General features: G+C 70.4%; 17 protein-coding genes and 1 pseudogene. 2 read left to right on the top strand and 16 right to left on the bottom strand.

The annotated features are described in order from the left end of the window. Positions 1-47 precede the first annotated feature (47 nt). The 13 genes and pseudogenes from CcI156_RS04300 to hemW form a co-directional block, all read right to left on the bottom strand. Positions 48-3,101, bottom strand: a complete 3,054-nt coding sequence (locus CcI156_RS04300) for a glycine--tRNA ligase (RefSeq protein WP_076804350.1) — start codon at positions 3,099-3,101, stop codon at positions 48-50. A gap of 273 nt (positions 3,102-3,374) precedes the next feature. Next, the gene (locus CcI156_RS04295; protein ID WP_235608828.1) at positions 3,375-3,941 is read right to left on the bottom strand and encodes an antibiotic biosynthesis monooxygenase; all 567 of its coding nucleotides are present in this window, start codon (positions 3,939-3,941) and stop codon (positions 3,375-3,377) included. Between the two features lie 23 nt (positions 3,942-3,964). Next, positions 3,965-4,762: pseudogene (locus CcI156_RS04290) on the bottom strand (isoprenyl transferase). A 288-nt stretch (positions 4,763-5,050) separates the two neighbouring features. Then, entirely contained in the window at positions 5,051-5,782 is a 732-nt protein-coding gene (recO, locus tag CcI156_RS04285) for a DNA repair protein RecO (RefSeq protein ID WP_175637534.1), read from the bottom strand. A gap of 203 nt (positions 5,783-5,985) precedes the next feature. After that, on the bottom strand, positions 5,986-6,909 hold the full coding sequence (gene era, locus CcI156_RS04280; RefSeq protein ID WP_011435715.1) for a GTPase Era: 924 nt from the start codon (positions 6,907-6,909) through the stop codon (positions 5,986-5,988). A gap of 1 nt (position 6,910) precedes the next feature. Beyond that, positions 6,911-7,336 (bottom strand): hypothetical protein, encoded by a 426-nt coding sequence (locus CcI156_RS04275; RefSeq protein ID WP_011435714.1) that lies wholly within the window; start codon positions 7,334-7,336, stop codon positions 6,911-6,913. Further along, positions 7,333-8,697: a hemolysin family protein gene (locus tag CcI156_RS04270; RefSeq protein WP_011435713.1), complete on the bottom strand. Its 1,365-nt coding sequence runs from the start codon at positions 8,695-8,697 to the stop codon at positions 7,333-7,335. Before CcI156_RS04270 ends, CcI156_RS04275 begins: the two co-directional genes overlap by 4 nt. A 20-nt stretch (positions 8,698-8,717) precedes the next feature. Then, positions 8,718-9,323 (bottom strand): rRNA maturation RNase YbeY, encoded by a 606-nt coding sequence (gene ybeY / locus CcI156_RS04265; RefSeq protein WP_076804371.1) that lies wholly within the window; start codon positions 9,321-9,323, stop codon positions 8,718-8,720. 28 nt (positions 9,324-9,351) lie between these two features. After that, the gene (locus tag CcI156_RS04260) at positions 9,352-10,389 is read right to left on the bottom strand and encodes a PhoH family protein (protein ID WP_076804369.1); all 1,038 of its coding nucleotides are present in this window, start codon (positions 10,387-10,389) and stop codon (positions 9,352-9,354) included. 150 nt (positions 10,390-10,539) lie between these two features. Further along, entirely contained in the window at positions 10,540-11,232 is a 693-nt protein-coding gene (locus tag CcI156_RS04255; RefSeq protein WP_011435710.1) for a 16S rRNA (uracil(1498)-N(3))-methyltransferase, read from the bottom strand. A 123-nt stretch (positions 11,233-11,355) separates the two neighbouring features. Then, the gene (gene dnaJ, locus CcI156_RS04250; RefSeq protein ID WP_011435709.1) at positions 11,356-12,495 is read right to left on the bottom strand and encodes a molecular chaperone DnaJ; all 1,140 of its coding nucleotides are present in this window, start codon (positions 12,493-12,495) and stop codon (positions 11,356-11,358) included. Then, on the bottom strand, positions 12,495-13,514 hold the full coding sequence (gene hrcA, locus CcI156_RS04245) for a heat-inducible transcriptional repressor HrcA (RefSeq protein ID WP_076804348.1): 1,020 nt from the start codon (positions 13,512-13,514) through the stop codon (positions 12,495-12,497). The genes dnaJ and hrcA overlap by 1 nt, the downstream gene beginning before the upstream one ends. A 254-nt stretch (positions 13,515-13,768) precedes the next feature. Beyond that, the gene (hemW, locus tag CcI156_RS04240) at positions 13,769-15,004 is read right to left on the bottom strand and encodes a radical SAM family heme chaperone HemW (protein ID WP_076804347.1); all 1,236 of its coding nucleotides are present in this window, start codon (positions 15,002-15,004) and stop codon (positions 13,769-13,771) included. 225 nt (positions 15,005-15,229) lie between these two features. Here hemW and CcI156_RS04235 point away from each other — a divergent pair, with 225 nt between their 5' ends. Then, on the top strand, positions 15,230-15,394 hold the full coding sequence (locus CcI156_RS04235; protein WP_232234895.1) for a hypothetical protein: 165 nt from the start codon (positions 15,230-15,232) through the stop codon (positions 15,392-15,394). Between the two features lie 60 nt (positions 15,395-15,454). Here CcI156_RS04235 and lepA read toward each other — a convergent pair whose 3' ends face one another. Further along, a complete protein-coding gene (gene lepA / locus CcI156_RS04230) occupies positions 15,455-17,299 on the bottom strand; it encodes a translation elongation factor 4 (protein ID WP_076804368.1) in 1,845 nt (614 codons plus the stop codon). Between the two features lie 342 nt (positions 17,300-17,641). On the opposite strand from lepA, the gene rpsT reads away from it, so the two are divergent. After that, complete coding sequence (gene rpsT / locus CcI156_RS04225; protein ID WP_011435705.1) at positions 17,642-17,911, top strand: 30S ribosomal protein S20; 270 nt, start codon at positions 17,642-17,644, stop codon at positions 17,909-17,911. Between the two features lie 79 nt (positions 17,912-17,990). On the opposite strand, the gene CcI156_RS04220 is transcribed toward rpsT, so the two are convergent. Both CcI156_RS04220 and holA read right to left on the bottom strand, forming a co-directional pair. After that, positions 17,991-18,362, bottom strand: coding sequence for a hypothetical protein (locus CcI156_RS04220; protein ID WP_011435704.1), 372 nt, complete (start codon positions 18,360-18,362; stop codon positions 17,991-17,993). Beyond that, on the bottom strand, positions 18,359-19,363 hold the full coding sequence (holA, locus tag CcI156_RS04215) for a DNA polymerase III subunit delta (RefSeq protein WP_011435703.1): 1,005 nt from the start codon (positions 19,361-19,363) through the stop codon (positions 18,359-18,361). The genes CcI156_RS04220 and holA overlap by 4 nt, the downstream gene beginning before the upstream one ends.

The raw sequence follows: 19,363 nt of genomic DNA, 5'->3' as shown, positions 1-19,363 counted from the left end.
CAGACGCTAACCCGCGGTAACGGTATGCGCAGCCAGAATGCCCATGATCAGCGACCGGAGGCGGACAGCGAGCCGAGAGCCTCCCAGTCGAGAGCTCCGGTCGTCAGGTCCCGGATCCAGGCCAGCAGACCGAGCCGCGCCGCCCGCACCGCCGGGTCGTCGGCCATCACCATCACCGCGTCGAAGAACGCGTCGACGGCGGCCGGCAGGTCTCCGGCTGCGACGACCAGCTCATCAAGGGAGATCGCTCCGGCCGCCGTCTCCGCGGTGACAGCCGAATCGGCGCCGGAGGACGCGAGCCGCCGGACGAGCGCCGTCACGACCTCCAGCAGGTCGATCTCGGCGGGTTCGGTGAGGCGCTGCGCGTCGAGCACCGCCGGGGTCCCGGCCGGCACGATCCGGCGGACCCGCTGCAACGCGGCGGCCAGGGCGGCGAAGCCGGCGGCGGGTGCGGACTCCCCCTGGACGAGCTGCCGCAGTGTCACCAAGGTGGCGGCCGCGCGGGCCGGCGTGCCGGTGAGCGGCCCGACCGCGCCGACCAGGCGGTGGTCCACTCCGGTATCGAGTAGTTGCTGGACGTAGCGGCCACGGACAAACGTCTCGGCGGCCTCGAGCGCCTCGGCGGACACCGGCACCGGGGTGAGCCGGGCGGCGCGGGCCAGCGCGCCGGTGACGGTGAGGCCGGCGAGCTCAGGCCGGCTGCCCAGGATCGCGGCGACCCCGAGCGCGGCCCGGCGCAACCCGAACGGATCCGAACTCCCCGTGGGGGCCGCGTCGAGYGCGAACAGCCCGACAAGCAGATCGAGCCGGTCGGCGAGGGCCAGCAGGCCACCGGGGGCGGTATCGGGCAGCTGGTCACCGGCCCGGCGGGGCAGCTCCATCTCAAAGAGGGCGACGGCGACCGCCTCGGGCTCACCGGCCCGGCGGGCATACTCCCGCGCCATCGTGCCGGCGAGGCTCGACAGCTCGATGACCATCTGGGTGGCCAGATCGAACTTGGCGAGCGCGGCCGCCCGGTCCAGGGTGGCCCGGTCGTCCTCACCGAGGTCGATCTCCTCGGCGAGGTCACGCGCCAGCGCCGCGATGCGGTCGGCCCGGTCCGCGACGGAGCCGAGCCGCTGCTCGAACGTCAGCTTCGCGAGCTCCGCCCGGAACGTCTCGAGTGGCACCGTGATGTCGGCGTCGTAGAAGAACGCGGCGTCGGTGAACCGGGCCCGGATGACGTCCTCGTTGCCGGCGCGGACCAGCGCTTGGTCGACTTTACCATCGGCGACGGCTACGAACGACGGCAGCAGCCGCCCGGCGGCGTCACGCACCGGCAGGTAGCGCTGGTGCTTGCGCATGACGGTGGTGAGGATCTCCGCCGGCAGGTCCAGAAAGCGTTCCTCGAAGGACCCGAGGATCGGGCACGGGAACTCGACGAGGTTCRCCACCTCGGTGAGCACGTCCGCCTCGGCGACGAGGTCGATGTGACCGCCGGAGTCCGCGGTGAGCTTGGCCGCCTCCTCGACGACGAGCTCGCGGCGAACCACCGGGTCGAGCAGGATCGACCGGGCAGCGAGCAGTTCTGGGTAGCCGGACGCGCTCGGCACGTCCAGCGGCGGGGAGCCGGCCCSCCGGTGGCCGCGGGTGGTCCGACCGGCCGCGAGCGTCGACACCGTCACCGGCACCACGGTCTCGCCGAGCAGGGCGAGCAGCCAGCGCACCGGCCGGCTGAACGACAAGGTCGGATCGTTCCAGCGCATGTTGCGCTCCGCGCGCAGCCCCACCACCAGCTCACCGAGCACCCCGGCCAGCACCCGGGCGGCGTCCCGGCCGGCCTCGGTGCGCACGAGCGCGACATGCTCGACACCGCGGTGGGTGACGACCTGGAGGCCGGCGGGATCCGCACCCTGACCACGCGCGAACCCGACGGCGGCCTTCGTCGGCGCGCCGGCGGCGTCGTAGGCGGCCGAGACGCGCGGGCCGCGGACGACCCGCTCGACGTCCGGCTCCCGGGGCGCCACCTCGTCAACGATCGCCACGATGCGCCGGGGAGTGCCCAGCACCCGGACCGCACCGTGCGTGAGGCGGGTGGCCGCCAGCCGCTCAACGAGGCCGGCGCGCACCGCCTCGACGGTCCGGGTCACCTCGGCCGCCGGGAGCTCCTCCGTCCCGATCTCGAACAGCAGGGTGGCCGGCTCCTCGGCCCGGGTGGTCACCGCGGCGGGCACCGCGGCCGGTGGCGGGGAAGCCGCCCCGAGGGGATGGCCGAGCTCCTCGCGACGGTCCCGCCACAGCGTCGCGACCTCCCGCGACAGTCCACGCATCTGCGCGAAGGAGGTGGCCCGCTCGGTGGTAGAGACCGCGCCCCGGGAGTCGAGGATGTTGAAGGCGTGCGAGCACTTCAGCACGTAGGAGTGCGCGGGGACGGGCAGCCGGGCGTCGATGAGCCGGCGGGCCTCGGCGGCGTAGTCGGCGTAGAGCCGGCGCACGGTGTCGATGTCGGCGTCGTCGAGGTAGTACCGGGACATCTCGTACTCGGCCTGGCCGAACACCTCGCCGTAGGAGATGCCGGGGGCGTAAGCGATCTCGCTGAAGTGGCGGACGCCCTGCAGGGCCATGAGGATGCGTTCCACGCCATAGGTGATCTCGACGCTGACGGTGTCGAGCGTCTGGCCACCGGCCTGCTGGAAGTAGGTGAACTGGGTGATCTCCAGGCCGTCGAGCCAGACCTCCCAGCCCAGCCCCCAGGCACCGAACGCGGGCGAGGCCCAGTTGTCCTCGACGAACCGGACATCGTGGGCGGCGGTGTCGATGCCGAGCGCCGCGAGGCTACCCAGGTAGAGCTCCTGGGGGTTACCCGGATCCGGTTTGAGGATGACCTGGAACTGGGTGTGGGTCTGCAGCCGGTTCGGGTTGTGGCCGTAGCGGGAGTCGTCGGGACGGACCGAAGGTTCGACGTACGCGACCCGCCACGGCTCCGGTCCGAGCACCCGCAGCACCGTGGCTGGGTTGAGCGTACCGGCGCCGACCTCGGTGTTGAACGGCTGTACGATCATGCAGCCGCGGTCGGTCCAGTAACGGGTCAGCGCCAGCAGCGCGTCCTGCATGGTCAACATCGAGCGAGCCTCGGCATTTCGCTGTCGCGGTCACGAGTGGTGCGGGACACCCCGGCTCCGGGGACCGGACACCGGTCCGCCGGCGACCGGTGTCCGAAGAGAGCGGTCAGGCGATCAGKGAGGGGACTGTCCACGGGACATCGACACTCCGAATCCATGATCCATAGATTCATGATCAATAGATCTGCAAATCATAGATCCACAATCCATAGATCGTAGATTCCATGATGCTGAGTCGAGGCTACCGGTACCCACCGACAATCCCGCGGTTGGTCACGGCCGGCCGGCGCCCGGCGCACCGACGGAGCGCGGCGGCTCGCCGGGGGCCGCGGTGTCGGCGTCCGGCGTACGGTCGGACCGATGGGTCCGCGCCGAGCCGCCCGGCCCGTCCACCGACACCAGCACCTCGAAGGTGCCAGGCCCGTCAACCGCGAAGACGAGCAGCGGCGTCAGCGCGTATCGCACCTCGAAGGCGGACAACGCGCGACGCCACGCGCCCGGCCCGTCCCACTCGGTGGTCATCAGCCACGAGCCGGGTTCGTCGAGCGCCTGGGCGATCCGCCCACCACGAAATCCCGGGGCCCGGGCGAGCGCGTCAAGCGCCGGACGTGCCGCCGCGGCGAACCCCGCCCCGCCCGGCACGGCGTCCCCCGGTACGGCGTCCCCGGGCACGGCGAAGGCGATCTGGGCGACGACCGGAGCACCGGCCGTCGGCGCCGCCCAGTCGGGCACGGTGGAAGCGTCGGGTCCGGTCGGAACGTCGGGTCCGGTCGGAACGTCGGGCACGGTCGGAACGTCGGGCACGGTCGGAACGTCGGGCACGGTCGGAACGTCGGGCACGGTCGGAACGTCGGGCACGGGCATCAGACGTGATGGGCGACGGTTCCGCCGTAGCGCCGGTCCCGTCGGGCGAAGTCCTCACAGGCGGACCACAGATCGCGCCGGTCGAAGTCCGGCCAGAGCGTCTCGACGAACTAGAACTCGGCATAGGCGGCCTGCCAGAGCAGGAAGTTGCTGAGCCTCTGCTCCCCGGAAGTCCGAATGACGAGGTCCAGATCGGGCATGTCGGGCTCGTCCAGGTAACGGCCGATGGTCGCCTCATCGATCCGATCGACGCGCAGCCGGCCCTCCCGCACGTCCCGGGCGATCGCCGCCGCGGCATCGGCGATCTCGGCCCGGCCGCCGTAGTTCACGCACATCACCAAGGTGAGCCGGTCGTTGTCACGGGTACGTTCCTCGGACGACTCCAGCCGCCTGATCACGTTCCCCCACAGCCGGGGACGACGACCCGCCCAGCGAACCCGCACACCGAGCGCGTGCATGTCCTCGATGCGCCGGCCGAACACCCCGTCGGTGAAGCGCATCAGGAACGCCACCTCGTCCGGTGACCGTTTCCAGTTCTCCGTGGAGAAAGCGAACACCGACAACCATCGGACCCCGAGCTCGATCGCGCCCTCGACGCAGTCGAACAGGGCGTCCTCGCCGGCCTCGTGTCCTTTTGTTCGCGCCAGCCCGCGCATCTTCGCCCACCGTCCGTTGCCGTCCATGACGATGCCCACATGCCGCGGGACGAGACGCGACGGCAGGACCGGAGGTCGCGCGCCGGAGGGATGGGGATGCGGATCGCGAAACCGCGTCTTCACACCATTACGCAGCGCCACCGCCTACCTCCCCGCACCCGTCCGGGGCGGCTTCACGCCGCAATCCGTCCTGCCGGTCCCAGCCATCACCACATCGTCCCCCCGTCGGCGCCGGGTCGCGCCGGACGCACCCACCGCCGCTTTCCGCCTCACCATGTCCGTCCTCGTCCTTCCGCCACGGCCCGTCCCACCGCCGTCCCGCTCTCATGGTCCCGTTCCCCGSCGGTCGCACCCAGGCCGCCCGGCCCGCCTCGCCGGGATGACCGTCCCGGCCCACACGCAAGACCTCCACCACGGCGCCCGGCCGCGTCACGCCCTCTCCAGATAAGGCAGTGCGCGAAGCCCGCGTTCGAGATGCCACTGGAGATAGGCGGCGGCGATGCCACCGGCCTCCCGCCGGGCGCGGGCGTCACTGACCAGTGCACCGTCCCAGTCACCGCGCAACAGATCCGCGAGCAGCCGCACCGCACCCGCGGACACCGACGCCGCACCGTGCGGGCGACATTGCGGGCACACTACGCCGCCGCCCGGCACGGACAACGACAGGTGCAGCCCGGGCCCACCGCAACGCGCGCAGTGGTCCAGGGCCATCCCATACCCGGACACCGCGAGCGCCCGCAACAGGAACGCGTCGAGGACGAGCGCGGGTGGGCGCTCGTCGCCGGCGAGCGTACGCAGACCACCCACGAGCAGGAGGAACAGCCGCAGGGCGGGCTGGCGTTCCTCGCTGGTCAACCGCTCGGCGGTCTCGAGCATCACCGCGGCCGCAGTGTACCTCGGGTAGTCAACGGCGATCGTGGCGCCGTAGGGAGAGATGATGTCCGCCTGGGTGACCGTGTCCAGCGCCCGGCCGGAATGCAGCAGCAGATCGACGTACGTGCCCGGCTCCAGCCGCGACCCGAACCGCGAGGACGTCTTGCGGACACCCTTGGCGACGGCCCGCACCCRACCGGTCCGACGGGTGAGCACGGTGATGATGCGGTCGGCCTCGGCGAGGGGGGCCGTGCGTAGGACGACACCTTYGTCGCGATACACCGGCACCCGCCCATGGTTGCACGGTCCCGAGTTCATGCGGTGAAGCGAGGTCGCCCGGCAGATGGCCGGTACCGGCCGGATGTTCTCCTGAGGAACCCGCAGGACATCCCGGTCCATAGCCGGGGGGTAGGTATGGCAGTACATTGCGGCATGGATGCGGCATGGATGCGGTGCTGACGGCGCCTCGGTGGGGCCGGCGGCGAGCCGGCTCAGAACCCCAGGCGACGCAGCTGGCGCGGATCGCGCTGCCAGTCCTTGGCGACCTTGACATGTAGATCGAGGAAGACCGGGGTACCGAGCAGCGCCTCGATCTGCGTGCGGGCGCGGGAACCGACCTCCTTGAGGCGGGATCCGCCGGTCCCGATGACGATCGCCTTCTGGCTGGGCCGCTCGACGAAGACGTTCACCCGGACGTCGAGGAGAGGACGCTGCGCCGGCCTGCCCTCCCGGGAGACCATCTCCTCCACCACGACGGCGAGCGAGTGCGGCAACTCGTCGCGGACCCCCTCCAACGCGGCCTCACGGACGAGTTCGGCGACCATCACCTGTTCCGGTTCGTCGGTCAGCTCCCCACCGGGGTACAGCGCGGGCCCGGCGGGCAGCCGGGCGACAAGCACGTCGGCAAGCACGGCGACCTGGTAGGAGCGCACCGCGCTGACTGGAACGATGTCACTGAACTCGCCGAGCCCGGCGATCTCGAGCAGGCGGGCGCCGATCCGATCGGGATCGGCGACCCGGTCTGTCTTGGTGAGGATGGCGACCACCGGGGTGCGCTTGGGCAGYCGGGACAGCTCCTCGGCGATGAAGCGGTCCCCCCGGCCGACCGGCTCGTCCGCGGGCATGCAGAAACCGACGACGTCGACCTCGGACAGCGTGGCCCGCACCACGTCATTGAGCCGCTGCCCGAGCAGCGTGCGCGGCCGGTGCAACCCCGGGGTGTCGACCAGGACGAGCTGGGCGTCGTCGCGGTGGACGATGCCGCGGATGGCGTGCCGAGTGGTCTGTGGTCGCCCGCTGGTGATGGCGACCTTCGTCCCTACCAGCGCGTTCGTCAGCGTCGACTTGCCGGCGTTGGGTCGTCCGACGAGGCAGGCGAAGCCGGCCCGGAACGGCACCGAGGTCGTTGTCGACACGCTAGGTGGTCACCCTGGTCCGGGCGACGCCGTCCGAGCCGGCGAGGAACACCGGGATCCCGGCGCCGAACTCGGCCAACGTCGCCAGGTCGGCGCGGTCGAGCTCGTCCTTCTGCGTGACCACCGCGGCGGCTTCGAACCGGCGGGCGCCGCTGGAGACCGCGGCGGCCACCGCCGCGCGCAGCGCCGAGATCGCTAGCTCGGCCCGGCCCAGGCCGAGAGTCGCCGCCGCGTAGGTGCGACCGTCGGTGTCGCGCAGYGCCGCACCCTCCGCAGGGTCGCCMGAGGGGGCGTAGGCACGCAGCCGCGCCGCCCTGGCCAGCACCACGAGCTTCGCGTCCTCTGCGGCGAGGTCGAGAGCCGGGGCGCCGTCGGCCGAGTTGCCATCGGCAGGCACGGTTCCCGACCGGGTCGCGTCGGCGGTCACGAATTCACCTTTCTGTCCGACGACGAGCTGCGCACGGGTTCGCCGCCGTCGTCGGATCGGGGAGGCGGCGAGCCGTCGTCGCCGTTCGACGGATGCGGCAACCGCTGGACGACCACGGTGCCAATCTGGTTACGCCGGCCGGCGGCCCGTTCCGCCGACAGCCGCAACCCACCGACCGTGACCGTCGCACCCGGGATGGGCACCCGTCCCAGGGCCGTGGCCAGCAGGCCACCGACGGTGAGGCTGTCATCCGCACCGGGCAGGTCGTCCACGTCGAAGTCAAACAGCTTCGCCAGATCGTCGACGTCGAGCCGGGCGGTCACCCGCGCGGTGTTGGCGTCGATCCACTCCACCGGCGGAACCTCGTTGTCGTACTCGTCGGTGATCTCACCGACGATCTCCTCAAGGATGTCCTCGATGGTGACGAGTCCGGCGGTTCCACCGTACTCGTCGATGACGATCGCCATGTGGGTACGCGACGCCTGCATCTCACGGAGCAGGTCGTCCGCGGGCTTGCTCTCGGGCACGAGTGCGGGTGAACGCATGATCTCGGCGATCGCACCATCCTCGCCCCCCTCCCGTTCCCGGCGGACCATGTCCTTGAGGAAGGCGATCCCCACCACGTCGTCGACGCTCTCCCCGATGACGGGGATCCGCGAGAAGCCGCTGCGCAGGGCCAGCGCGAGAGCCTGCCGGACGGTCTTCGTCGACTCGATGAAGACCATGTCCGGACGCGGCACCATCACCTCGCGCACCAGGGTGTCCCCGAGCTCGAACACCGACGCGATCATGTCGCGTTCCTCACGCTCGATGACCTCGTTCTCCTCGGCGAGGTCGACGAGATCGCGCAGCTCGGCCTCGGATGCGAAGGGACCATCCCGGAAACCAGGACCGGGGGTGACCGCGTTGCCGAACGCGATCAGCAGCCGGGGCAACGGCCCGAAGATCCGCGCCAGCCGGACCGTGAGACCGGCGCTGGCCAACGCCACCGCAGGGGCGTGCTGGCGGCCCAGGGTGCGGAACATCACCCCGACGAGGATGTACGCGACCAGGGTCGAGGCCAGCGTCCCGAGGCCGATCGCGGCGAACCCGGCCCCGTAGGCGTGCACGAACAGCACCGTGATACAGGCCGCGGCGAGCATCTCCGCGACGATGCGCAGGAGCAGCAGCAGCGCGAGGTAGCGGCCCGGATCGGCCACGACGGTCGCCAGGTTCCGGGCGCCGGCCCGGCCCTGGCGGGAGAAACCCTCGACCGTCACCCGGGAGACCCGGGTCAGGGCCGCGTCGATGCCGCCGAGACCCGCCGCGGCAAGCGAGCCCATCACGGCGATGAAGACGAGAAAAAGATCACCGGAACTCATGCGGACCCCCTTGTGCCGGGTCAGCGTGCGGGCGCGGCAGGGGGCTCTCCGGCGCCACCGCCACGGCCCTGGTCACCACGGCGGCCCTGGTCACCACGGCGGCCCTCGCCGCCGTCCGCGGCACCGTCCGCGGCACCGCGGGCGCCGTCCGCGCCGTCCGCGCCGTCCGCGCCGTCCCACGACGCGAGCAGCTGGCTCTGTACCTTCCACATCTCGCGTTCCTCGTCCGGCTCGGCGTGGTCGTAGCCGAGCAGGTGCAGGATGCCGTGGGTGCACAGCAGGGACAGCTCGCGATCGAAGGAGTGACCGGCCTGCTCCGCCTGCCGCCGCGCGACGTCCGGGCACAGCACGACGTCGCCGAKCAGGGTAGTCGGATCGTCGTCGACCGACTCCGACCACGAGGCGTCAAAGGCATCGTCCTGCGGGAAGGACAGGACGTCGGTCGGACCCTCCTCGCCCATGTACCGGACGTGCAGATCGGTCATCGCCTTCGGCTCTACCAGCATCACCGAGAGCTCGGCGAGCGGGTTCACCTTCATGGCGTCGAGCACGAACCGGGCGAGCGCGGCCAGCCTCACCTCGTCGACGTCACTCGCGCCCGACTCGTTGGCAACGAATACGGCCATCAGCGGTCCTCTCCGACCGCGGCAACGGTCACCGTCGGTCCCGACGARCAGACCGGGCCGGAGCGGGTGGCGGCGCACTGGCCGCGTCCCAGCGGGCGTAGGCGTCGACGATCTCGCTCACGAGCCGGTGCCGAACCACATCGGAGCTGGTCAGGGATGCAAAATGGACGTCGCCGAGGCCGTCGAGGATCTCCCGGACCACCCGCAGCCCGCTGCGGGTGCCGCTGGGGAGGTCGACCTGGGTCACGTCCCCGGTAACGACGATCTTCGCGCCGAAGYCGAGCCGGGTAAGGAACATCTTCATCTGTTCCGGCGAGGTGTTCTGGGCCTCGTCGAGGATGATGAAGGCGTCGTTCAGCGTCCGGCCGCGCATGTAGGCCAGTGGGGCCACCTCGATCGTGCCGCTCTGCATCAGCCGCGGGATCGAGTCCGGATCGATCATGTCATGCAGCGCGTCGTAGAGCGGCCGCAGGTAGGGATCGATCTTCTCGTACAGGGTCCCCGGCAGGAACCCGAGGCGTTCCCCCGCCTCGACCGCGGGGCGGGTCAGAATGATCCGGTTCACCTTCTTGGCCTGCAACGCCTGAACGGCCTTCGCCATGGCGAGGTAGGTCTTGCCGGTGCCGGCCGGCCCGATCCCGAAAACGATGGTGTGCTGGTCGATCGCGTCGACGTACCGCTTCTGGTTCAGCGTCTTCGGCCGTATCGTCCGGCCCCGGCTGGAGAGGATGTTGAGGGTGAGAACCTCGGCCGGCCGCTCCTCGGCGCCGCTGCGCAGCATCGCCAGCGAATGGTCGACATGCTGCGGGCTGAGCTCCGTCCCGGCGTCGAGCAGCGCGATGAGCTCAGCGAACAACCTGGCGGCGAGCTCGTTCTCAGCCGGAGCGCCGGTAATGGTGATCTCGTTGCCACGCACGTGGATATCCGAGGAGAAAGCCTTCTCGATGGTACGGAGCAGCTGATCCTGGTGACCGAGCAGACTCACCATGCTGTGCGGACCGGGTACGACAATGCGCGTCTGGACCCTGGTGTCGGGCGCGACGGGTGGCGTAACGGATTCGGGCATAAAGAGCGGCCAGCGAGGCCGGGGCACCTCTCAGGATTGATGATCGCGGTGGGTGGCGCGGCGCGGACGGCCGACACCGGACAGAACCCCTCCAGCCGGAGGGACCGCCCAGCGAGGCGGACCACGGACGCTACCTGACCAGTCTATCCATCATCGCGCCGGGCCGTCCCAACGACCGAGGTCCGCGAACACGACCGCCGCGGCCACGACGCCGGCGGTGGATGTGCGCAGCACCGTCGAACCGAGCCGCGACACGATCGCTCCGGCCTCGCCCAGCGTGGCCAGTTCCAACTCGGACACCCCTCCCTCGGGGCCCACGACGAGCACCAGCTCCGCCGCCGAGGCGGCCGGAGCCACTCGCTCCGACACCTCAACCGAGCGGGCCAGGCCAACCAACGGGATGGTCGCCTCCTCGTGCAGGAGGACGGCAAGCGCCGCCGCCCGCACCCGCTCGACAACCTCCTTCAGGCCGGCCAACTCGCCCACCACCGGCCAGTGCAGTCGGTGGGACTGCTTCGACGCCTCCTCCGCGGCTCTGACCCAGCGTTCCCGGGCCCGCACGCCACGGACACCCTCCCAGCGGGCCACGGACCGGGCCGCCGACCACGGGACGATCTCGTCGACACCGACCTCGGTCAGCATCTCCACCGCCCGCTCGCCCCGATCCCCCTTGGCAAGGGCCTGCACGACAACCAGTCGGGGGCTCGGGGCCGCGGCGGCGACCCGGCGCCGGACCGCGCAGTCGATCTCATCCCGCCGGGCGGCAACGACCTCGCACTCCACCGCACGGCCGAGACCGTCGGTCACGTCGACCGGCTCCCCCGGCCGCAGCCGGCGCACCATGGCCGCATGGCGACCCTCCGGACCGGCGAGGGTGAACGAGTCCGCGATCGGCAGCGGCGACAGCCGGAACAGGGCGCTGGTCAGGATGCATCCTCTCCGCAGCGGTCACGGCCGATGACCGGGCTAACGGCCGCGGCGCGTGCCCCGCCGCCGGAATAGCCCCGCCGCGCCGCCGGCGGATCCGCCCACGACGGCCGGTGCCTCCTCGTCGCGCAGCTTCGCCAGCTCTCGTAGCAGCCGCTCCTGCTCGCCGTCCAGCTTCGTCGGAGTCTCGACGTTGATGTGGATGTGCAGATGACCGCGCCCGGCGGCCCGCAGATGCGGAACCCCGCGGCCGGCGAGCTTGATGACCTCACCGGGCTGGGTGCCGGGCTTCACGGCGATGGTCTCGGTGCCGTCGAGGGTCTCCAGCGTGGCGGAGGTGCCGAGCGCCGCCGAGGTCATCGGCAGCGGCAGCTCACAGTGCAGATCGTCGCCCTCCCGGGTGAAAACCGGGTGCTGCTTCTCGGAGACCTCGACGTAAAGGTCACCGGGCGGCCCACCGCCGGGCCCGACCTCGCCCTCGCCCGACAGCCGGATGCGCATGCCGTCCTCGACCCCGGAGGGGATCTTCACAGTGAGCGTCCGGCGCTTGCGCACCCTGCCGTCGCCGCCGCAGTCCCGGCAGGGATGCTCGATCACGGTGCCGGTACCCGAACACCGCGGACAGGGCCGGGAGGTCACCATCTGGCCGAGGAAGGAACGGGTGACCTGCTGGACCTCGCCCCGCCCGCCGCAGGTGCCGCAGGTCGACGGGTGCGTGCCGGGAGCCGCACCGGCACCGGTACACGTCGAGCACACCGCCGCCGTGTCCACGGTGATCTCGCGCGTGGCGCCGAACGCGGTCTCGGACAGGTCGAGCTCGATGCGCAGCAGCGCGTCGTTGCCGCGCCGGACCCGGGACCGGGGCCCACGGCTCGACCCGCCGCCGAAGAAGGCGTCCATGATGTCACCGAGGCCGCCGAAACCGGCGCCGAACGGCGAACCGCCACCGCCGCTGCCACCGGGCGCGAGCGGATCGCCGCCCAGGTCGACGATCTGGCGCTTCTCCGGGTCGGAGAGCACCTCGTACGCGGCCGTGACGCCCCGGAAGCGCTGCTGTGCATCCGGATCTGGATTGACATCCGGATGCAGCTCACGGGCCAGTTTGCGGTAGGCCCGCTTGATCTCGTCGTTCGACGCTTCCCGGCGTACGCCCAGAACGGCGTAATAATCCACTGCCATCAGTCGGCACCCAAGAGTTCACCCACGTATTTGGCGACGGCCCGGACGGCCGCCATCGTCCCCGGATAGTCCATGCGCATCGGGCCGAGCAYCCCCATCCCACCCAGCGCGAAGGGACCACGACCGTATCCCGTGGCCACCACCGCGGTGGACCGGAGGGCGTCCACATCCGTTTCGCGACCGATCCGTACCGTTACAGTACCGGTCTCCCGCGCCGAGCCGATGAGTTTCATCAGCACGACCTGTTCTTCTAACGCCTCAAGTATCGACCGCAACGAGTCGGCGAAGTCGACCGGGGACCGCGTGAGATTCGCCGTCCCAGCCATCGCGATGCGCTCCTCCTGCCGCTCGACCAGCGACTCCAGCACGGCACCGGCCACCGTGGTCAGGTAGGGGCGCAGCTCGGAGCGGGTGCTGTCGGGCAGGGCCGCGACGATGTCGGGGGCGTCGACCAAGCGCCGGCCGGCCAGCGCGCAGTTGAGCACGGAACGCAGCTCGCCGGCGACCTCGTCGTCAACGGGTACGAGGCTGTCGACGATACGCTGCTCGACCCGGCCGGTGTCGGTGATGAGGACCATCAGCAGGCGGTACGGGCCGAGCGTGACAACCTCGATGTGCCGGATGCTGCTGCTCGACAAGGAGGGGTACTGCACGACGGCCACCTGCCGGGTGAGCTGGGCGAGTAGCCGCACGGAGCGGCGCACCACGTCGTCCAGGTCGACGGCGCCCTCCAGGAAGCTCTGGATCGCCCGACGTTCGGCCCGGGACAGCGGCTTCACCCCCGACAACCGGTCCACGAACAACCGGTAGCCCTTGTCCGTCGGTATCCGTCCTGCGCTGGTATGAGGCTGTGTGATATACCCCTCTTCCTCCAGGGCGGACATGTCATTACGGACAGTAGCTGGCGATACACCGAGATTATGCCSCTCCGCCAGCGCCTTGGAACCCACCGGCTCGTTGCTCAGCACAAAGTCCTCAACAATCGCCCGAAGGACTTCGAGCCGCCGATCCTCCAGCACGCGGTCGCACCCCCTTCACCAGGCGGGACGTGGCCGGGCCACGGTGTGTGCAGCGGCGGACACCCAGCTTGGCACTCGGCCGCAGTGAGTGCCAAGTGTAGCCGCCTGCTCAGGTCGAAGCACAGAACATGAGCCACCCCGCGAATGACCGGTAAGGGCCCGGCGACGTCCTCGTAACGAAACGAGCATGCCGGTACCCAGGTTCCGGTCCCGCCCGATCGGGCCACCGGACGGCCGCCGGTCGGGCAGCGGCGTCAGTCGGGCAGCAGGGCTCGCACGACCGTGTCGGTGAGCAGACGACCGCGACGAGTGAGACGCACCCGGCCGAACTCCAGGGCACCRGGTTCCACCAGGCCGGACTTCGCGAGCCCGGCGGTGRCCTCCCGGCCGGGCCCGTCCAGCTCACCGACGGCCAGTCCCTCGGCCAACCGGACGCCCAGCATGACCCGCTCGACCCGGCGGGCCTGCGCGTCGAGCTCCTCCCGGGCGGCCGCGGGACTGCGCCCGGCCCCCAGCCGGGCCGCGTACTCCGCCGGATGACGCACGTTCCACCATCGCACCCCGCCGACGTGGCTGTGCGCGCCCGGACCGATCCCCCACCAGTGATCTCCGCGCCAGTACCCCAGATTGTGCCGACACCGGGTATCGGTCCCCCGCGACCAGTTGCTGACCTCGTAGCTGGTCAGGYCGGCCGCGCACAGAGCGTCATCGGCCTGCAGGTAGCGGTCGGCAAGCAGGTCGTCGTCGGGTTCGAGCAGCTCGCCCCGGCGGACCCGGCGGGACAGTTTCGTGCCCTCCTCAACCGTCAGCGCGTAGGCACTGACGTGGTCCGGGCCGAGCTGGATCGCCGCGTCCAGGCTCGCCGCCCAGTCCGCCTCCGACTCGCCCGGAGCCCCGTAGATGAGGTCCAGGCTGACCTGGTCAAAGCCCGCCTTGCGGGCCCAGCGCATCACCTCGGGCACGCGGCCAGGGGTGTGCCGCCGGTCCAGGGCGGCGAGGACGTGCGGACGGCTACTCTGCATCCCGAAGGAGATCCGGGTGTAACCGGCGGCGCGCAGCTGCTCCAGTTGCGCCGGATCCACCGACTCCGGATTCGCCTCGGTGGTGATCTCCGCGTCGGACGCCARCCCGAACCCGTCGTCCAGGATCCGCAACAGCCGCCCGAGATCGTCCGCGGTCAACAGGGTCGGCGTGCCGCCACCGACGAAGACCGTGGAGACCACCAGCTCCTGCTCACCAAGCACGGTACGCGCGAGCCGGACCTCGCCGGTCGCGATGTCGACGAACGTCGTGAGGCCCACCGACGACACCAGGGCGCCGCCTAGGTCGGCCGCCGTGTAGGTGTTGAAGTCGCAGTAGCCGCAGCGCGCCGCGCAATAGGGCACATGCACGTAGACCCCGAACGGCCGCCGGGTCACCTCGGCCAGCGCGGCCGCCGGGAGGGCACCGTCGTCCGGCGGAAGCGAGCCGTCGGGAGGCTTTTGTGGCATGCCCCCAGTGTGCCCCCAACGTGTGCTCTCGCGGCAACGCTACGTTTGCCAACCACGCGGGCGGGCCAGGGGTGGCCACACGAGGACCACCTAGGGATAAGGCCGGAATACCCACTTCGGCGATGTTGGCCGGGTGTAATGACATTTTGTCATCGTTGGGCACAGAAGGGAAAATATGGGTGGTTCACCATGGACCGATCGACGTCGGTGCGAAAAGATCCGGTCATGGACGACGACGCCAGGGCCGTTCTCGACGAGATCTTCGAACTGCTCCCGCCCCGAACCACCGTGTACCGTTCCAGCGCCGCCGCCCCTGTCGCGGACCTGTCGTTCCCCGAACCGGCCACCGAACCGATCCGCCTCCCGGCCAGCCCCCTGCCGACCCGCTGAACGGCCGACTCACTGAACAGGCGGATGGCACCACGGTCCCGCGTCGGCCCCGCACCGGACTCACTTCACCGCCGGTTTGCCGGTGTCCGTGGACAGCGCCGCGATGAAGGCCTCCTGCGGCACCTCGACCCGACCGATCGTCTTCATCCGCTTCTTGCCCTCCTTCTGCTTCTCGAGCAGCTTGCGCTTGCGGGTGATGTCGCCGCCGTAGCACTTGGCGAGCACGTCCTTGYGGATGGCGCGGATGTTCTCCCGCGCGATGATCCGGCTGCCGATCGCAGCCTGGATCGGCACCTCGAACTGCTGGCGCGGAATCAGCTCGCGCAGCTTGGTCGTCATGGACACGCCGTAGGCGTAGGCCTTCTCACGGTGCACGATCGCCGAGAAGGCATCGACAGTCTCCCCCTGCAACAGGATGTCGACCTTCACCAGATCGGCCAACTGCTCCCCGGCCGGCTCGTAGTCGAGGCTGRCATAGCCCCGGGTCCTGGACTTCAGGGCGTCGAAGAAGTCGAAGATGATCTCACCGAGAGGCAGCGTGTACTTGAGTTCCACCCGGTCGGTCGACAGATAGTCCATCCCCTTCAGGACACCGCGCCGGCCCTGGCACAGTTCCATCACCGCCCCGACGAAGTCGGTCGGCAGCAGCARCATCGCCTCGACGACGGGCTCGTACACCTCGGCGATCTTCCCGCCCGGCCAGTCACTGGGGTTGGTCACTATGATCTCGGAATGGTCCTCCATGACCACCCGGTAGACGACGTTCGGGGCCGTGGAGATGAGAGTGAGGTTGAACTCGCGCTCCAGCCGCTCCCGGACGATCTCCAGATGCAGCAGGCCCAGGAAGCCGCACCGGAATCCGAACCCCAATGCCGCGGAGGTTTCCGGTTCGTAGGTCAGGGCGGCGTCGTTGAGCTGAAGCTTGTCGAGAGCCTCGCGCAACGCTGGATACTCGCTGCCGTCGATCGGGTACAACCCGGAGTACACCATCGGCAACGGATCCCGATAGCCACCGAGCATCTCCGTCGCCGGCCGCCGGGTAGTGGTGATGGTGTCGCCGACCCGGGCCTGCCGGACGTCCTTGACCCCGGGGATGACGTAGCCGACCTCGCCGACCGACAGCGACCCGGTCGGATGGGGGTCCGGCGAGATGACACCTACCTCGAGGGTCTCGTGGCTCGCGCTGGTCGACATCATCAGACACCGGTCGCGGGTGGTCAGCGTGCCATCGACCACCCGCACATAGGTGATGACGCCGCGGTAGATGTCGTAGACGCTGTCGAAGATCATCGCACGAGCCGGACCGTCCGGATCGCCGACCGGGGCGGGCACCCGGCGCACGATCTCGTTGAGCAGCTCCGGCACTCCCTGGCCGGTCTTGCCGGACACGCGGAGCACCTCGCCCGGCTCGCAGCCGATGATCGCCGCGATCTCCTCGGCGTACTTCTCCGGCTGGGCCGCCGGAAGATCGATCTTGTTGAGTACGGGAACGATGGTCAGGTCGTTCTCGATCGCCAGGTACAGGTTCGCCAGGGTCTGCGCTTCGATGCCCTGGGCCGCGTCGACCAGCAGCACCGCGCCCTCGCAGGCCGCGAGCGAACGGCTCACCTCGTAACTGAAGTCAACGTGGCCCGGTGTGTCGATGAGATGCAGGATGTAGTCCCGACCATCGTCGGCCCGCCACGGCAGGCGCACGTTCTGGGCCTTGATGGTGATCCCGCGCTCGCGCTCGATGTCCATGYGGTCGAGGTACTGCGCGCGCATGTTGCGCGCCTCCACGACACCGGTCACACCAAGCATCCGATCGGCAAGAGTCGACTTGCCATGGTCGATGTGGGCGATGATGCAGAAGTTGCGGATCATCGTCGGGTCGGCGCCGGGCGCCAGGTGCGGGGCTGTGGACACGCGGAGAGTTCTCGTTTCGCTCGCGGTGATCACGGTGGAGCCGCCCGTGCCGATATCTGGGTCGACCACCTTCATCGTGCCAGGAGCCGCGCGCAACGTTGCGCYGGTGCGCCGCCGCGCGGGGGTTTGATAATCTGAGTGCCACCGTGACGGGCCGCGTCGTCGTCCGGTCATGATCTGGTCGCCATTCCGTGCGGCGCCGGTCGCCGGAGGCAGCCGGTTCTCCGCGGTACCTGCTGCTCCCAGGAGCCAGCGAGATATGCCGGATCACCGGGCACGGCCGGTACCCGTACTATGACGTGTCCGCACCACCCCGACTCGACAAATCAGAGGTTCTCCCGCGTGGCCAACATCAAGTCGCAGATCAAGCGCAACCTCACCAACGAGAAGCGGCGGCTGCGCAACAAGGCTGTGAAGTCGGAACTCAAGACGCACGTGCGTCGCTTCCGCGACGCCGTGGATGCCGGTGACGTCGAGCGCGCCGGCGAGACGCTGCGGATCGCGTCCCGCAAGCTGGACAAGGCCGTCAGCAAGGGTGTCATTCACGCCAACCAGGCCGCCAATAAGAAGTCGGCACTGGCTCGCACGCACGCCAACCTGGCCGCCAGCTGAGTCGTCTTCCTCCAGCCGGGGCGCCGCAGGCGTCCCGGCTTTTCCGCGTGCCCACCCGTCGGTCGGGCCTCTCGCCCGGTCAGAGCCCGCCGCACGGCGTGGAACGGGCTCCGGGCTGCTGTGGAGCCGGTTCCGCCGAGACCTCGTCCGGCCGGATCAGCCGCTCAAGCACTTCGTGATAGGCAACCATCGCGCCGACGGTCAGCGGGAGGACACCGACCACCCAGGCGCTCGCGAGATCACCGAGTGCGATCACCACCGTGACCAGCCCAGTCACGATCATGAGCAGCCCCCGCATCCAGCCCGCCGGTAGCACCCGCAGGCCGAACCAGCCGCCCGGCGGCGGGGCCTCGGGGTCGGCTGCCGGCTGAGGAGCCACGACGATGCCGGCACCGGCTCCCGGACCGTCAGCCGTCCCCGGACCGTCAGCCGTCCCCGGACCGTCGGTCATCCACGGCTCCCGGCCGCCCGGGCCCGCCCGACCAACCTGGCCACGGCGACCTCGCGCAACAGTTTCTCCAAGGCGTAACCGGCGTCAACCGCAGCGCCCTTGACGCCGGCGTCGGCCTCGGCGGCCGCCCGCAGGGCCTGGCCGAGACCCCGGTCCGACCATGCTCGGGCGGAGCGCTGCGCCTTCTCGACCTTCCAGTCCGGCATACCCAGGGCTCGGGCGAGATCCCACTTCGAGCCGGGACCCGCGGACGCCACCCGGGCGAGGTCACGCAGACCACCGGCAACGGCGCTGGAGACCAGTACGGCCGCGGTACCCCCCTCCAGGGACTGACGCAGCAGCGTCAACGCCTGCGGCAGGTCGCCGCCGATGATCGCGTCCGCGACGGCGAACCCGCTGGCCTCGGCCCGGCCCCGGTGGAAACGGGCCACCGCGGCCTCGTCGATCAGCCCGTCGGTGTCGGCCACGAGTTGATCGCAAACGGCGGCGAGCTCACGCAGATCACCACCGACCGCGTCGAGCAGGGCGCGCACCGCGCCGTCGCTGACCCGGCCGCCGAGATGCCGCACCTCGGCGACGACGAAATCGTGACGCTCCCGCGGCTTGGTGATCTTCGCTGCCGGCACGACCCGCGCGCCCGCGGTCTTCAGCACGTCCGCGAGTTTGCGGTTCTTCACCACGCCGCTGTGGACGACGACGAGCACGACGTCGTCGAGCGGACGAGCGATGTACTCCAACAACGCGTCACGCAGATCCTCGGCGAGGTCCTGCGCGCCGCGGACGACCATCACCCGGCCACCTCCGAACATCGAGGTGGCGCCGAGGTCGATCAGATCGGCCTCGCTGAGCTCACCGGCCGGCCGGTCGACGATCTCGACATCGGGATCACGGGCCCGAGCCGCGTCGAGAACCCCGCGCACCGCTCGACCGACGAGTAGATCCTCGTCGCCGGTGACGAGCACGAGCGGCGGCAGTGCGGAGGAGGACACGCAGGTGAGCAT

Origin of the sequence: Frankia sp. CcI156, from assembly GCF_001983015.1 — a bacterium.
Classification (GTDB): domain Bacteria; phylum Actinomycetota; class Actinomycetes; order Frankiales; family Frankiaceae; genus Frankia; species Frankia casuarinae.
The sequence above is the reverse complement of the archived record's forward strand: the minus strand, read 5'-3'. Positions and strand labels throughout refer to the sequence as shown.

Coding starts and splice junctions, on each gene's coding strand:
- CcI156_RS04270 (WP_011435713.1), bottom strand. CDS start 8,697: ATGAGTTCCGGTGATCTTTTTCTCGTCTTCATCGCCGTGATGGGCTCG.
- CcI156_RS04255 (WP_011435710.1), bottom strand. CDS start 11,232: ATGGTGCGCCGGCTGCGGCCGGGGGAGCCGGTCGACGTGACCGACGGT.
- dnaJ (WP_011435709.1), bottom strand. CDS start 12,495: ATGGCAGTGGATTATTACGCCGTTCTGGGCGTACGCCGGGAAGCGTCG.
- CcI156_RS04235 (WP_232234895.1), top strand. CDS start 15,230: ATGGACGACGACGCCAGGGCCGTTCTCGACGAGATCTTCGAACTGCTC.
- CcI156_RS04220 (WP_011435704.1), bottom strand. CDS start 18,362: ATGACCGACGGTCCGGGGACGGCTGACGGTCCGGGGACGGCTGACGGT.
- holA (WP_011435703.1), bottom strand. CDS start 19,363: ATGCTCACCTGCGTGTCCTCCTCCGCACTGCCGCCGCTCGTGCTCGTC.